The sequence below is a fragment of the Methylophilus sp. E2MeOHC9 genome (assembly GCF_058744375.1).
The window spans coordinates 21,082-34,995 of sequence record NZ_CP196024.1 but is presented as its reverse complement, the minus strand read 5'-3'; the positions used below and the strand labels follow the sequence as shown (position 1 = coordinate 34,995).

15 protein-coding genes are annotated in these 13,914 nt (G+C 51.8%); 8 read left to right on the top strand and 7 right to left on the bottom strand.

All coding sequences use genetic code 11. The features are described 5' to 3' along the window. Positions 1-12: 12 nt before the first annotated feature. Entirely contained in the window at positions 13-915 is a 903-nt protein-coding gene (locus ACSSVF_RS00175; RefSeq protein ID WP_492404538.1) for a LysR family transcriptional regulator, read from the bottom strand. 124 nt (positions 916-1,039) lie between these two features. On the opposite strand from ACSSVF_RS00175, the gene ACSSVF_RS00170 reads away from it, so the two are divergent. Continuing rightward, positions 1,040-1,723 (top strand): type 1 glutamine amidotransferase domain-containing protein, encoded by a 684-nt coding sequence (locus ACSSVF_RS00170; protein ID WP_492404536.1) that lies wholly within the window; start codon positions 1,040-1,042, stop codon positions 1,721-1,723. 5 nt (positions 1,724-1,728) lie between these two features. Then, a complete protein-coding gene (locus tag ACSSVF_RS00165; protein ID WP_492404534.1) occupies positions 1,729-2,022 on the top strand; it encodes a DUF1330 domain-containing protein in 294 nt (97 codons plus the stop codon). Between the two features lie 64 nt (positions 2,023-2,086). On the opposite strand, the gene ACSSVF_RS00160 is transcribed toward ACSSVF_RS00165, so the two are convergent. After that, a complete protein-coding gene (locus tag ACSSVF_RS00160) occupies positions 2,087-3,436 on the bottom strand; it encodes a Y-family DNA polymerase (protein WP_492404533.1) in 1,350 nt (449 codons plus the stop codon). A 117-nt stretch (positions 3,437-3,553) separates the two neighbouring features. Between ACSSVF_RS00160 and pqqA (ACSSVF_RS00155) the strand changes: the two genes are divergently transcribed. Beyond that, on the top strand, positions 3,554-3,625 hold the full coding sequence (gene pqqA, locus ACSSVF_RS00155) for a pyrroloquinoline quinone precursor peptide PqqA (protein WP_081624291.1): 72 nt from the start codon (positions 3,554-3,556) through the stop codon (positions 3,623-3,625). A gap of 55 nt (positions 3,626-3,680) precedes the next feature. On the opposite strand, the gene ACSSVF_RS00150 is transcribed toward pqqA (ACSSVF_RS00155), so the two are convergent. Continuing rightward, positions 3,681-4,310, bottom strand: coding sequence for a LexA family protein (locus ACSSVF_RS00150; RefSeq protein WP_492404531.1), 630 nt, complete (start codon positions 4,308-4,310; stop codon positions 3,681-3,683). A gap of 180 nt (positions 4,311-4,490) precedes the next feature. Between ACSSVF_RS00150 and ACSSVF_RS00145 the strand changes: the two genes are divergently transcribed. Beyond that, complete coding sequence (locus tag ACSSVF_RS00145) at positions 4,491-5,306, top strand: sulfite exporter TauE/SafE family protein (protein WP_492404530.1); 816 nt, start codon at positions 4,491-4,493, stop codon at positions 5,304-5,306. A 79-nt stretch (positions 5,307-5,385) separates the two neighbouring features. Here the strand turns inward: ACSSVF_RS00145 and pqqA (ACSSVF_RS00140) are convergent, their stop codons facing one another. Further along, positions 5,386-5,457: a pyrroloquinoline quinone precursor peptide PqqA gene (gene pqqA, locus ACSSVF_RS00140; RefSeq protein ID WP_081624291.1), complete on the bottom strand. Its 72-nt coding sequence runs from the start codon at positions 5,455-5,457 to the stop codon at positions 5,386-5,388. Between the two features lie 240 nt (positions 5,458-5,697). On the opposite strand from pqqA (ACSSVF_RS00140), the gene ACSSVF_RS00135 reads away from it, so the two are divergent. The 3 genes from ACSSVF_RS00135 to ACSSVF_RS00125 all read left to right on the top strand — a co-directional run bounded on the left by ACSSVF_RS00135 (position 5,698) and on the right by ACSSVF_RS00125 (position 9,423). After that, on the top strand, positions 5,698-7,332 hold the full coding sequence (locus tag ACSSVF_RS00135; RefSeq protein WP_492404529.1) for an alpha-D-glucose phosphate-specific phosphoglucomutase: 1,635 nt from the start codon (positions 5,698-5,700) through the stop codon (positions 7,330-7,332). A gap of 146 nt (positions 7,333-7,478) precedes the next feature. Beyond that, positions 7,479-9,032, top strand: a complete 1,554-nt coding sequence (locus tag ACSSVF_RS00130; RefSeq protein WP_492404527.1) for a M48 family metalloprotease — start codon at positions 7,479-7,481, stop codon at positions 9,030-9,032. Between the two features lie 25 nt (positions 9,033-9,057). Continuing rightward, positions 9,058-9,423 carry a putative quinol monooxygenase gene (locus tag ACSSVF_RS00125; RefSeq protein ID WP_492404525.1) on the top strand — a complete coding sequence of 122 codons (366 nt, stop codon included), beginning with the start codon at positions 9,058-9,060 and terminating at the stop codon, positions 9,421-9,423. Here ACSSVF_RS00125 and ACSSVF_RS00120 read toward each other — a convergent pair. Genes ACSSVF_RS00120 through iscX form a run of 3 tightly spaced genes read right to left on the bottom strand, consistent with a single transcriptional unit; the run spans position 9,420 to position 11,581 of the window. Beyond that, positions 9,420-9,974 carry a retropepsin-like aspartic protease family protein gene (locus tag ACSSVF_RS00120; protein WP_492404523.1) on the bottom strand — a complete coding sequence of 185 codons (555 nt, stop codon included), beginning with the start codon at positions 9,972-9,974 and terminating at the stop codon, positions 9,420-9,422. The two genes, ACSSVF_RS00125 and ACSSVF_RS00120, sit on opposite strands and share 4 nt — an antisense overlap. Positions 9,975-9,985: 11 nt before the next feature. Beyond that, positions 9,986-11,386: a phosphomannomutase/phosphoglucomutase gene (locus ACSSVF_RS00115; protein WP_492404521.1), complete on the bottom strand. Its 1,401-nt coding sequence runs from the start codon at positions 11,384-11,386 to the stop codon at positions 9,986-9,988. Beyond that, the gene (gene iscX, locus ACSSVF_RS00110; RefSeq protein ID WP_379035354.1) at positions 11,387-11,581 is read right to left on the bottom strand and encodes a Fe-S cluster assembly protein IscX; all 195 of its coding nucleotides are present in this window, start codon (positions 11,579-11,581) and stop codon (positions 11,387-11,389) included. Between the two features lie 151 nt (positions 11,582-11,732). On the opposite strand from iscX, the gene ACSSVF_RS00105 reads away from it, so the two are divergent. Next, positions 11,733-13,808: an AsmA family protein gene (locus ACSSVF_RS00105; RefSeq protein WP_492404519.1), complete on the top strand. Its 2,076-nt coding sequence runs from the start codon at positions 11,733-11,735 to the stop codon at positions 13,806-13,808. Positions 13,809-13,914: the final 106 nt, after the last annotated feature.

The window sequence follows — 13,914 nt, the reverse complement described above, 5'->3', positions numbered from 1 at the left end:
GGCTGCCATACGTTATTCACCCAGTGAGCGAGCCACCTCTTCAATCATGGACCGTAGCCAGCGATGTGCCGGGTCATGCCGGTAGCGAACATGCCAGGCCATATCAATCGGGAAAGTACCCAGATCCACTGGCGTAGGTAAAATCTTCAGTCGTGCGTCGCCCAGCAGGCGGCGACATATCTGGCTGGGGAGTGTCGTGCAATAGTCCGTCGTAGCGATGACTTCCGGGACCGAAAGAAAGTGTGTGACTGAAACCGCGACTTCGCGTTTCAGTCCATGGCGATCCAGGGCTTGGAATAGACCTGCGCGCATTTTCCCGGGGGGCATCACATTCACATGTTTCATTGTTTCGTATTGTGCTTTTGTGATGGTGTCGCCAATGTCCGGATGATCTTTCCTGACGACACAAGCCAGGCTATCATCCATCAAATGCTGGACAACCAGATTGTCAGGCGGATCGATAAACCTGCCCATGACTAGCGCAGTCGTGCCCGAGATAACGCCCGTCTCGGCAAGGTCGTTTCCATAAGGCGTGATGCGTAATTTGATTCCCGGAGCCAGCATTTGCAACCTGGCGACCACTGCCGGAATCAGCACGTATTCAACGTAACTGTTAGGTGCCAGAGTGATCAACAGCTCGGCACTTTGAGGGTCAAACGTTTGCTGACCCAGCACCAGACTATCTAATTGACTGATCGCCTTCATCATCCCGGGCGCCAACTCTTCAGCTTTTTGCGTTGGCTGCATGCCATAGCGTTCGCGAATGAACAATGGATCATGCAGGATATCCCGCAGCCGGTTCAGCGAATTTGATAAGGCTGGCTGCGTGATACCCAGCCGGTTAGCGGCGCGGGTGACGCTTCGCTCTTCCATCAGCACCAGAAACACGCGCAACAGGTTCAGGTCGTAACGCATTCAGTTATTCTCAATATGAATAACTTAAATATACATAATAAATTTCAGAAATGGAATCAAAGCGTTCATTATTTCATCACCAACAGAAGTAAATACTTTCATTCATCAAGACTGGAGCTTTCACATGAACATACTGATCGTACTGACCTCGCATGACACATTAGGTAATACTGGCCGTAAAACTGGCTTCTGGCTGGAGGAGCTGGCCGCGCCTTATTACGCTTTCAAGCACGCCGGCGCAAAACTGACACTGGCTTCACCCAAAGGCGGCCAGCCACCGCTGGACCCAAAAAGTAATGAACCTGCTTTTCAAACGGACGATACCAGACGCTTCGAAAGTGACCCGGAAGCCAGTCAGGCATTAGCGAATACGGTGCCTTTACATTCGGTTTCGCATGAGGCATTTGATGCGGTATTTTATCCAGGTGGCCACGGCCCGCTTTGGGATCTGGCCGAGAGCCAGGACTCCATCCGCCTGATCGAATCCACGCTGGCGGCAGGCAAACCAGTCGCCTTGGTATGCCATGCACCAGGCGTATTACGGCATGCCAATAATCCGGATGGTCGCCCATTAGTCGCTGGCAAAAAAGTCACCGGTTTTACCAACACTGAAGAAGCCGCAGTGGAATTGACCGATGTAGTGCCTTTCCTGGTGGAAGATGAGCTGATCAAACAGGGCGGTCTTTTTTCAAAATTGGCTGACTGGCAACCTTATGTGGTGCAGGATGGCTTGTTGATCACGGGGCAAAACCCGGCTTCTTCAGCACTTGCAGCAGAGACCTTGATTCACTTTTTAAAAGCAGCATAAGCATCATGAGTGCCTATGTCGTCATGATGCGTGAACGAACCACAGAGCAGGCAGAAATGGATATCTACGCCAGCCAGGCCCCTCTCGCCCGAGAGGGGCATCCGGTCACGCCGCTGGCGAGATATGGCGCCCTGGATATCCTCGAAGGCCAGTCATTTGAAGGTTGCCTGATTCACCGCTTCCCTAGTGCTGAAGCAGCCAAAGCCTGGTATCACAGCCCCAAATATCAGGAAGCGGTCATACATCGACATCAAGGGGCGCAGTATCGCGTATTTATCGTAGAGGGGATTGATGCCTGACATTGAGGTTATGCCAGGAAAAGATTTCATACTTGAGTGTCAATGGCAACTAGCGCTATCAGGCTTAGTTTACTTGCAGTAACTCGTCCCAATGCGTGGTGTAGCGGGGGCTCATCATTTCCTGCCTCATTCGCCAGGGCTGTTTAAGCTGTGCGTGTTTGTGTTTTTGCACGCCTTCACTGGCGAGTTTAATGGTGGCCCTGCCCATTTTTTGATTGATGTGATCTATCGTCTGCATGAGCCGTATCGACTTGTCATGCGTGCTGGCAGTATCAAACATATCCTGTTGCTGCGCCTGCGCGGTAGCCAGTTCCCGCAGTGAAACGCCGGCTTTCATATAGTCATAGCCCGGCCGGTAAATCTGTTTCAGTGCCTTAAATGCCGCTTCAACCAGTCGCATGGTGCTGTTGGTCGGTGTATGCAAATCTATGTCGAAACCATTATCGTATTGTTGCGTGATGTCGCGGAATGGGCTGGTGCGGATATAGACGTAGACGCGCCCGGCAAACATCTGGCGCTGGCGTAGCTTCTCGCCTGCGCGCGTGGTCAGCAGCGTAACCGCTTCCTGCAGGTGTTGCAGGTCACGCACCGTCTCGCCAAAACTGCGTGTACTGAGGATCTGCTGGTGCGGCCCGCGTATCTGCTCCAGTTCCAGGCACGTGGTGCCATTGAGTTCACGCACGGTTTTTTCCAGCACGACGCTAAATTTTTTGCGCATGGTGGCAGCATCATTGCATTTCAGGTCGTATGCAGTATGGATATCAAGGTCATTCATTTTTTTGAATAGCCCTCTGCCTATGCCCCAGACCTTACCGACAGAAATCTCGCGCAAGCAGTCATTTACATCAGCTTCAGCCATCGTATTAAAGTTGCACACGCCGTTTAAGGTGGGGTTTTGTTTGGCACGATGGTTAGCCATTTTTGCCAGTGTTTTGCTGCTGCCTATGCCCACGCACACAGGCAAATCAGTCCCTTGCAGCACGGTTTGCCTTAGTGTTTGTGCATAGGCAGTCAGGTCAACCTGTGTGAATCCACTCAAGTCCAGAAATGATTCATCAATAGAATAGACTTCCTGCGCCGGGCTGAATCGCCGCAAAATCGACATCACGCGCTGGCTCATATCGGCATACAAGGCATAATTTGAGGAGAGAACAAACACGTTTTCTTGCTCAAGAAATTTGCGGATCTGAAACCACGGTGCGCCCATGGCAATGCCTAGCGCTTTTGCTTCAGCACTGCGCGAGATCACACAGCCGTCATTGTTACTCAATACCACCACTGGCCGGTTGCGTAACTTTGGGTTGAACACGCGCTCACAACTGACATAGAAGTTGTTGACATCCACCAGTGCGATTGCACGAGTGCCAGGCTGTTTCAATGGTGAGGTGCTCAGTGGCAATGAGGCGTATTTCATGGAATTCTCTAAACAGTGTTCATGATCCGCAATAGCAGGAATCCGGGTTCGCCAGTCGATAATACTTACACGAACCAGACACGGGGTCGGTTCGAAAAATGAATCAAGGAGATCAACATGTGGACTAAACCAGCAGCGACAGAAATGCGTTTTGGCTTTGAAGTAACCATGTACGTCATGAACAAGTAATTAGTTCTATCGTCAAGAAAAACCGGTCGCCAATGTTTCCCATGGTACCGGTTTTTTATTGCCTGAAACGCCTGAACGAGCCAGTCACCACGCCCCAGATCTGAAACTGCATAGGCTCCTGGATAAGGATAGGCATATATTTTCCGGAAGAATTGGCTGGCAATAGTTTGGGGCTGCCGTCTTTCTGTTTCGCCAGTGTTTTGATGGTGAAGCCGCCATCAATCATGACCAGCACAATATCGCCTACCACGGCCATTTTGCCTTTGTCGACGACTGCTTTGTCGCCCGGCATCAATCCCGCTTCAATCATGGAGTCGCCCTGGATAGTCACAAAAAAAGTAGTGTCGGCCTGATCAATCAGGTATTCATTCGGATCCAGCCGGCCTTCCATATGATCATCAGCTGGTGAAGGAAAGCCTGCCGGTACTTTAGATTCAAATAATGGCAGGCTCATGCTCTGCAAATGCTGCGCTGGTTGCGCAAATACTTCTACCGGGTCTAGGTTTTCTTTTAACTGGTTAAAGCGCTGCTTTTTTGCATAAGCTTCCATCAGGTTGCTCACCACAGGTTTCTGGCTGGCAGGAATCCGGATAACGATAGATTCTTCCAGGCGTGTGGTAGAGCCGGGCTTGCGACCTGCACCTGGCCTTTTACCGCCTTTTAGTTTTTGAAGTTGATTGATCATTGATTAATTGTAACAAATAATCAATGTAACTTAAGTGATTTGTTTGGCATTTACTCAACCTTAATTGTTTTAATTTTCAATATCTGCCAGGCAGTGTTGCGCCGATTTGCGGGTTTTTGCTCATGGAGTTGCACCAGGCTAGCAGTTATACTGTTGTGCTTTGTTATGGCTGGTGTTGGTATGGAGTGGATTCAACTTTTTATTGAGCAATACGCATTGTTTTGCCTGATAGGCGTGGTGGTAGGTGTGTTGTCCGGCTTGCTTGGCATAGGCGGCGGCATTGTACTGGTGCCTATGCTGCATGCCATCCTGGTGGCAAAAGGGTTTTCGGCGGATGTGGCTTTTCATATGGCGCTGGCGACTTCGATGGCGTGTATTGTGTTTACCTCACTCTCCAGTATTGCCGCGCATCATAAAAACCAGAATATCGTCTGGCCGTATGTATGGGCTATGGTGCCTATGGCGTTTGTTGGGTCGCTGCTGGCAACCCTGGTGGCGATACACCTGAACGCACTTTATTTAACGCTGTTCTTTGCCGTGTTTACTTTTTATGCTGCGATCCAGTTATTTGTGGACCGCAAGCCCAGCCAGCACAAAGTCCCCGGCAATGTGGAGATCAGCCTGGTGGCCTTGTTGATAGGCATTGTCTCTGCGCTGGTGTCGATAGGCGGCGGCACGTTGACGGTGCCTTATCTTGCCATGCGTAATGTATCTGTGAAGCAGGCGATCGGCACTTCTGCGGTGCTGGGCTTTCCCATCGCGCTGGCGAGTACCGTCAGTTACCTGCAAGATGCCATTCGCCAATCGGCACATGCGCCGGATACTTTTGGCTTGCTTTACCTGCCAGCCATCATGCTGATTGCACCGTTCAGTGTGCTGTTCGCCCCGGCCGGTGTGGCGCTGACCAAGCGCTTGCCGGTAAAAGTGCTTAAGCGCACGTTTGCCATTTTCCTGATGGGGGTGAGTATCAACTTGCTCTGGTCGCAGCTCGGTTGAGCACATACAACAGGCAATAAAAAACCCGCGTGAGCGGGTTTTTTTATTCAGCTAAACTTGTCATTGAGACAAGCGCTGATTATTTGTTCATGACGTACATAGTCACTTCAAAGCCAAAACGCATTTCAGTAGCAGCTGGTTTAGTCCACATGATAGTCTCCTTTTGGGTGTTCACTTGAGCACATCCAGATGATGTACTTGTATGACTTCCACTATACGCCGGTGTTTCAAAATGACCCTGAGGCGATCACGTAAAAACGACTCATGATTTTACGTAGTTTAGACGCGAGGGAATCGCAAAAAGTCATGAATAATCGCTGTCATGGCAAAAAAACTGTCATCAATCTGTAATACAATCAAAACAACCGATTAATCACCAGAGTGTATGTGCATGCTGATTCAAACTGTAGCGACCCAACCATTTACTGATCAAAAACCTGGCACCTCCGGCTTGCGTAAAAAAGTACGTGTATTTCAGCAAGCGCATTATTTGCACAATTTTGTACAAAGTATTTTTGATACGCTTGAGATTCCGGCTAATGCCATCTTGACCGTAGGCGGCGATGGGCGCTTCTATAACAAAGAAGCGATCCAGGTGATCATCAAAATGGCCGCCGCCAATGGTTTTGCCAAAGTGCTGGTCGGGCAACACGGTATTCTATCCACACCTGCGGCATCTAATATCATCCGTAAATATGAGACGTTCGGCGGCATTATTTTATCGGCCAGCCATAATCCTGGCGGGCCGGATGATGACTTCGGTATTAAATACAACATCAGCAATGGTGGCCCGGCGCCGGAAAAAATTACTGATGCGATCTTTGCCAACAGCAAACAGATCAGCCATTACAAAATAGTTGATGAGCTGCCAGAAGTCGATTTGTCTGCCATAGGGATCACTACGCTGGATGGGTTTGAGGTGCAAGTGATTGATTCGGTCAATGACTACGCCGATTTAATGCAAAGCATGTTTGACTTTGCTGCCATCAAGCGCTGGCTGGCAGCTGGACATACCATTAAGTTTGATGCCATGCACGCCGTGACCGGCCCTTACGCCAAAGAAGTCTTCGTCAATCGACTGGGTGCGCCAGCTAGTAGCCTGATGAACTGCGAAGTCTCCGAGAATTTTGGTGGCGGTCACCCAGACCCTAACCTGACTTATGCCGAAGACCTGGTAAAAGTCGCCTATGGTCCGCAAGCACCGGATTTCTCTGCCGCCTCGGATGGCGATGGTGACCGTAACATGATTCTAGGCAGCCATTTTTTCGTCACTCCTTCTGACAGCCTGGCGCTGATTGCAGCCAATGCGAAATTGATCCCGGCCTATGCCCAGGGCTTGTCAGGCGTTGCGCGTTCCATGCCGACCAGCGGGGCGGTTGACCGTGTCGCAGCCAAGCTGGGCATCGCTTGCTATGAAACACCTACCGGCTGGAAGTTTTTCGGCAACCTGATGGATGCCGGCAAAGTCACCTTGTGCGGTGAAGAAAGCTTCGGCACCGGCAGCGACCATGTGCGTGAAAAAGATGGCTTATGGGCCGTGCTCTGCTGGCTGAACCTGCTAGCCGCCACCGGTGAAAGCGTGGAGTCGCTGGTGCGCAAACACTGGCAGCAATATGGCCGCAATGTCTATTCGCGCCATGATTATGAAACCGTGCCCACCGCGCCTGCACAGGCCGTCATCAACCATATCAAACAGCAGTTTGCCAGCTTGCCGGGGCAGGCTTTTGGCCGTTATACCGTCAACACGGTCGATGATTTCAGTTACACCGACCCGATCGATGCTTCTGTCAGTACCGGCCAGGGCCTGCGTATCCTGTTCGTGTGCGGCTCACGTGTGGTCATCCGTTTGTCTGGCACTGGTACTGAAGGTGCCACTATTCGTGTGTATCTGGAAGCGTTTACTGAAGACCCGGCCCAACAGCAGCTGGATGCCCAGGACGCATTGGCAGAACTGATCACTGTCTCAAACCAGATATCGCAGTTGCCACAATTGACGGGCAGGCAGCAACCTACTGTCATTACTTAAATAATCATGGCTGCGCGGGCAAATGGCTGTGTTAATCAGTACCCTAAATCCTTATGTTCTCAATGTACATGCCGGATTCTGCGTACTGTTCTCCCACGTTATCCCGCGCGCACATGATGATGGCTCATGCTTAGGAGGTCATAAAAATGATTAAAAAAACCATTCTTTGCCCGGTTTTATTGTCTGTGGTTTTGCTGGCCTGCGGTATCAATCCCGTGACTAAAGAGCGCGAGTTCCAGTTTGTCTCGCAAGACAAGGAAATCCAGATCGGCCAGCAGAATTACAGTCCTGCGCGGCAGTCACAGGGCGGTGATTATATTCTGGATGCTGAACTGACCCGCTATGTGCAACAGGTAGGGCAAAAACTGGCGGCGGTGTCTGACCGTCCGGATCTGCCCTATGAGTTTGTGGTGTTGAATGACTCAGTCCCCAATGCCTGGGCCATGCCTGGAGGCAAAATTGCGTTCAATCGCGGCCTGCTTTATGAGTTGCATAGTGAGGCCGAGCTAGCGGCAGTGCTAGGCCACGAGATTGTGCATGCGGCTGCTCGTCACGGGGCTAAAGGCATGGAGCGTGGCATGTTCATGCAGGGGGCGATGCTGGCAGTAGGGTTGGCTACACGGGACTCCAATTATGCCAATCTGGTGGTCGGCGGGGCGCAGCTGGGCGGTCAGCTGGTGACCAGCAAGTATGGTCGAGATGCGGAGTCAGAAGCCGATACCTATGGCATGAAGTATATGAAACTGGCCGGATATGACCCGGCGGCGGCCGTGACTTTGCAGGAAACCTTTGTCCGCTTGAGTGAGGGCAAACGGCAAGACTTTATCACTGGCTTGTTTGCCAGCCATCCACCTTCACAAGAGCGGGTGGATGAAAATAAACAGACGCTGGTGGAGCTGGGTGCTGGCGGCGAGATGGGCAAAGAGATCTATGCCGAGAAGGTCACCAGGCTAATGGCGACGCGTGAGGCTTATAAAGCTTATGACGAAGGCAAGACTGCCTTGCAAAAAGGCGATGCTGATAAAGCAAAATCGTTAGCGAAGAAAGCCATCAGCATAGAGCCTAAGGAAGCCAGGTTCCAGGAGTTATTAGGCGATATCGCGCTGACGCAGAAAAACACCACCGAAGCGCTGGCGTTGTATGACAAGGCCATCAAGTTGCAACCTGATTATTTCAAACCTTATGTGCAAAGCGGTATTGCGCTGTTCAATGCCGGTAAAAAAGAGCAGGCCGAACCGTTCCTGAAAAAAGCCAATGTGCTGTTACCCACTGCACCAGGCTATGCTTTACTGGGGCAAATTGCTGAAGGCCGTGGCGAAACCGGCCTGGCTTTGCAGCATTATCAGTTGGCCGCCAGCTCTGATTCAGACATAGGCAAGGATTCTGCCGCCCGTGCCATGCGCATCGATTTGCCGCGTAATCCCGCCCGCTACCTGCCCTCTGGCCCGATTGCCGATAATACCGGCCAGGTCTATGCCGCAGTGCAGAACAACAGTAATGTGACTGTCGGCCGCGTGCAAGTCAGGATGCTGCAATACGATAGTCACGGCCGCCTGGTCAACCAGACTCGCTCCATGCTGATTACCGGCGGTATTGCGCCCGGCAAACGGGGCACGGTAGCAACCGGTATCCGCATCCAGGACCAGGCCGCATTACAGTTCTTTAAGGTTGTTGTAGAAGGTGCCGAGCTGGCGCGTTAATGCCTGCTGATTTGAGTGTTTAATCATGTCGACCCAAGATACCTGCTGCTCTGTAGCGCCTTATTTTCAAATCCATCCCGGCAAGGCCGAGGCTTTTCGCCTGGTTTGCGAAAAGTACGTGCAATGGTCGGCACGTGAAGCAGGCTGTTTATATTATGGATTTAGTTTCGATGGCGACTTTGCGCATTGCCGCGAAGGCTTTGAAGATGCCGATGCCTTGTTGGCCCATCTGGAAAACTTGCGACCCATATTGCATGAGATTGGTGCAGTGTCTACGCTGCTGAAAATAGAAATACATGGGTCGGCACCAGAACTTGCCAAATTGCGCGGACCACTGGCGGCGATGAATCCGCAGTTCTTTGTACTGGAGTTCGGATTCAGGCGCAGCTAGTTTTTTGCTTCAGTTTCTGAAGACAGTGTAGTGCTGTCCTCACCGTCACGTATGGTCATGACGCCGCGGTATAGCCTGACATCCATACGTCCCAAAAAGCTCATTCCCAAAAGCACATCCCCCTCCAGCCCTGGTGTAATTGTGGCAGCCACATCGTTAGCGACTATGCCGCCCAGTTGCACGCTTTTTAACCGCACCAGATAAGAGACGGCGTTGCCGTTAGCCGTGTGTGTATTGATCGCATCCGTGCTGACCAGCCCGAGGCGATCTGCCACACGCTGGGAGATGGCAACGCCAGTGGCACCGGTATCAACCAGTACGCGCACACGTTCGCCGTTGATCAGCGCTTCGGCGCTGTAATGCCCATCTGGCCCGCGTTTAAGCGTCGCGACATTGAGTTTGCCGACTTGCTCCAGCGTATTGGGGTGCTGTACACGATCTACCAGCAGCCAGACCAGTGCGGCCAGGCCTAACCACAGCACGATATATAACAGGCTCTGACCACGAGAGTGGCGTCGTTGGGAGATGCGTTGTGGATTGGACATGCTCATTCAATGGTGACTCAAAAAGGAATTTTCAAGTCAGGCTGGGCATGCAGTAATATTTCTTTAAACATCTGTTGTATGCGCAGTAACGCGCTTTCGGTATCTGCTTCAAAACGCAGAACCAGTACCGGTGTGGTATTTGACGCGCGCATCAGGCCAAAGCCATCTTCATACTCGACCCGCAAGCCATCAATGGTGATGACTTCAGTCGCTGCTGGAAACCGGGCTGATTGCTGTAATCGCGCAATCAATGCGTGCGGCTCGCCTTCGCGCATGGCTATCTGTATTTCCGGGGTGTTGACGCTGTCTGGCAAGGCTTCCAGCAAAGCGCTGGCATCTGCCACGCGGCTGACGATTTCCAGCAAGCGCGCGGCGCTGTATAGCCCATCATCAAAGCCAAACCAGCGTTGCTTGCCCTGTTTGCTATCGTTGAAGAACAGGTGGCCGGACAACTCACCCCCAATGGCGGCATTGGTTTCGCGTATCTTCGCTTTCATCAAAGAATGACCTGTTTTCCAGATCACCGGTTTGCCGCCATGTTCACGTATCCAATGGCGTAAATGACGTGTCGATTTCACATCAAATACCACGCTGGCATCTAGCTGGTGCTTGAGTACATCGGCCACAAACAGCATGAGCTGGCGGTCGCTGCGTATGATCTGCCCTTGCTTGGTGACGACCCCTAGCCGGTCGCCATCCCCGTCAAAGGCCAGGCCTATTTCGGCATCGCCAATACGCAGCCTCGCGATCACATCTTGCAGGTTTTTGGCTTCTACCGGGTCAGGATGGTGGTTGGGGAAATTGCCATCCACCTCGCAAAATAAAGGGTCCACAATGCAGCCCAGTGCTTCAAATAAAGACTGTGCGTATGCACCGGCAACGCCATTGCCACAGTCAACCACCACACGCATGGGCCGCGCCAGTTGGATATCTGCCACAATGGTTTGCTGGTAGGCCGGGTAAATGTCGTGGGTAGAAAGCTGGCCAGGACTGTCACTGCGATAAAACTGCTGCTGTACTATCTGTTGCCTGAGCGCTTGTATGGCTGCACTACTGAGGGTTTCTCCGCCAATGACTATTTTCAAGCCGTTATATTGCGGTGGATTATGGCTGCCGGTCACCATCACGCCGCTGGTGTTGCGCGGCAAGTGGTGTGTAGCAAAATACAGCATGGGCGTGGTGACCATGCTTAGCGAAACAACGTGAATCCCTGTGTTCAATATGCCTTCTGTCAGGGCGGCGGCCAGGGCCGGGCTGGATAAGCGACCATCGTAGCCTACACACATGGACTGCTCGCCACGGGTGTGCACCTGTGTGCCAAGCGCCAGGCCTATCTGGTAAACAATATCGGTGGTCAGTGTCTCATCGACAATGCCGCGGATGTCATAGGCTTTAAAAATAGAGCCTGGCAAAGTCATTTATTCGGCTTCTTCTATCCAGGCCAGTTGAATGCCTTCCAGTACTTTTTCCCCGCAACGCGAGACATCATCATCAAAGCCATCCAGTGCCATGACCCACTGCATCAGATCGGTAAAGCGTATGGTTTTGGGGTCAATGTCCGGGTATTTGTCATACAGTTCTTCGGCAATACGCTGGCTGTCAGTCCATTTCATTTCAATCACGTCCTTCAGGGTTCAGATGATGCAAATTATAACTGACTGCTGGCGATATGGCGGGTAAAGGATAGCGCTTGAAAGAATCCTCCTACAGCCTTGTCAGACTGGCTTGACTGGTCATGCTGGTTCAGCGTGGCAAGATGTTGGTATGAATGATCGACCAACAAACCATACTTCAGCCAAGCAATCACCAGTAAAAACAACAGGCATCAGAATACTGCTCTGGGTGGCTGGCATTTTATTAGCATTCGTCGTGATTATCGTGTGTTGTGAACTCGCCGGCTGGCCATTTTTGCGTCAGCCCTTGCAGGAGTTCACCACCAAGACATTAAAACGGGATGTCATTATCGAGCGTCCGTTCCATCTGCAATTGCTGGGCGGGCTGCGCTTGCAAGTCGGACACCTGAAGATTTCTGCGCCTGAAGAATTCAAGGTGCCTTATCTGGTCGATGCGCATGGCCTAGACCTCAAACTGCGTTATCGCGACTTGCTGGAGTTAAAAGAAGGCCAGCCTTATCGCATTAAAGCCATACGCGCCGAGCAGCTTGATGCCTACATGAAGCGCGATAACAAAAAACATGCAACATGGGATTTTGAGCTGGATGATTCCGGCCCCTCACGTCCTTTCCCGTTTATTGAAGAGTTATCCGTGAACAAAGGCCAGGCGCGCATTGAGGATGCGGTGACCAAGGCGAACCTGACCACTACGTTTTATACCGAGGAGGGGGCGCATCTTAAAACGCCGGAATCCAGCCTCAAAGTCAAAGGCGAGTTTGGCAAACGCCCATTGCAAGGCGAGCTGGTGACACAAGGATTTTTGCCGGTCGCTACGCAAGGCAAAGATTCTGCTCCTATCAACTCCAAAGGCTGGCTAAAATATGGCGCAGTCAATCTTAAGTTCGATGGCGCTGTCTATGATTTGTTCGGCACCCAGCGCATAAAAGGCAAATTAAACGTGGATGGGCCTTCACTAGCCGATGTCGGTGATCTGCTGGACCTGGCGTTTCCGCGTACACCGCCATTCAAGATCGCTGCCGAAGTCGAAAAAAACACCGACCAATGGAAAGTGCATGTTTCGGATGCCAAAATAGGGCAAAGCCGCCTGGCGGGACAATTTGTTTATGACTATGGCGATTTAAAACCGATGCTAACTGGCGATGTGAAAGGCCCGTTGCTGGTGTTGGCCGACCTGGCCCCCGCATTTGGTGCGCCGGCGCCTACGGCGACAGGCACGCCCAATAAAAAGCCGGGCAAAGTATTCCCAGATGAGTCGCTGGATTTTGCGACCTATGACCGCATGAATGCCGATATCAAGATTCATTTTGATGCAGTTGACCTCGGCAGCGTGTTTAAAGAACGCATTTCCCCACTGGATTTTCAATTGACTTTACAAGACCGCACGCTGACCGTTGCGAAGCTGCATGCGGGCACTACGCAGGGTAGCTTGTCCGGTGCGTTATTGATTGATGCGCCAGAGGCGACTTCCGAAGCGGAATCTGTAAACCCGCCAGTGCCAAAGTGGGATATCCAGCTGGCATTGAAAAACATCCAGCTTGAGCAGTGGTTAAAGGTCAAACCGGAAGACCAGCCAGCCAAGGACAAAGCCGCGAAAGAAGCTGCCAAGGATGCGCCCGCCTATATTAGCGGCCAGTTAAACGCCAGGGCAAAACTGAAAGGGCAGGGCCGGTCTACGGCGGCATTGTTGAAATCGCTGGATGGCCAGCTGGCATTGATGGTACGTGATGGCGAAATCTCGCACCTGGTGGTGGAGGCGGCTGGCCTGGATATTGCGCAAAGTGTAGGGCTGTTATTAAGAGGCGATCATGCTATCCCCATGCAATGTGCCGCCATGGGCTGGCATGCCAAACAAGGGGTGCTGACACCGGAAGCCGCATTGATCGATACCCCGGTGACCACTGTGTATATACACGGCAATATGGATCTGGGGGAGGAGCAGTTTAATCTCAAGCTGCAGGCCAACCCTAAAAACTTCTCGCCGTTTACTGTACGCTCGCCTATTTTGGTGACTGGCCCTTTTGTTGCCCCTGCGGTCTCTGTCAGCCCAGGCCCGATTGCGGCACGCGTGGCAGGTGGGGTGTTGCTGGCACTAGTCACGCCATTTGCCGCCATCCTGCCTTTCCTGGACCCAGGCAGTGGTGATCAACCTGCAAACGAAGGCTGCCAGCAAAGCTTGCAAAAACTAAAATCGTCAGGCAAGCCTTAATCTATATTTCATCCGTGAGTGTTTTCCAGGCTTTGATCAAACGCAGACCAAAAAAAGTGCCCAACCGAAGTTGGGCTTAGGGAGCGATTTTGGAGATACGCTTACG

Coding starts and splice junctions, on each gene's coding strand:
- ACSSVF_RS00135 (WP_492404529.1), top strand. CDS start 5,698: ATGCTGATTCAAACTGTAGCGACCCAACCATTTACTGATCAAAAACCT.
- ACSSVF_RS00165 (WP_492404534.1), top strand. CDS start 1,729: ATGAGTGCCTATGTCGTCATGATGCGTGAACGAACCACAGAGCAGGCA.
- ACSSVF_RS00170 (WP_492404536.1), top strand. CDS start 1,040: ATGAACATACTGATCGTACTGACCTCGCATGACACATTAGGTAATACT.
- iscX (WP_379035354.1), bottom strand. CDS start 11,581: ATGAAATGGACTGACAGCCAGCGTATTGCCGAAGAACTGTATGACAAA.
- ACSSVF_RS00115 (WP_492404521.1), bottom strand. CDS start 11,386: ATGACTTTGCCAGGCTCTATTTTTAAAGCCTATGACATCCGCGGCATT.
- ACSSVF_RS00145 (WP_492404530.1), top strand. CDS start 4,491: ATGGAGTGGATTCAACTTTTTATTGAGCAATACGCATTGTTTTGCCTG.
- ACSSVF_RS00160 (WP_492404533.1), bottom strand. CDS start 3,436: ATGAAATACGCCTCATTGCCACTGAGCACCTCACCATTGAAACAGCCT.
- ACSSVF_RS00125 (WP_492404525.1), top strand. CDS start 9,058: ATGTCGACCCAAGATACCTGCTGCTCTGTAGCGCCTTATTTTCAAATC.
- ACSSVF_RS00120 (WP_492404523.1), bottom strand. CDS start 9,974: ATGAGCATGTCCAATCCACAACGCATCTCCCAACGACGCCACTCTCGT.
- ACSSVF_RS00105 (WP_492404519.1), top strand. CDS start 11,733: ATGAATGATCGACCAACAAACCATACTTCAGCCAAGCAATCACCAGTA.
- ACSSVF_RS00150 (WP_492404531.1), bottom strand. CDS start 4,310: ATGATCAATCAACTTCAAAAACTAAAAGGCGGTAAAAGGCCAGGTGCA.
- ACSSVF_RS00130 (WP_492404527.1), top strand. CDS start 7,479: ATGATTAAAAAAACCATTCTTTGCCCGGTTTTATTGTCTGTGGTTTTG.
- ACSSVF_RS00175 (WP_492404538.1), bottom strand. CDS start 915: ATGCGTTACGACCTGAACCTGTTGCGCGTGTTTCTGGTGCTGATGGAA.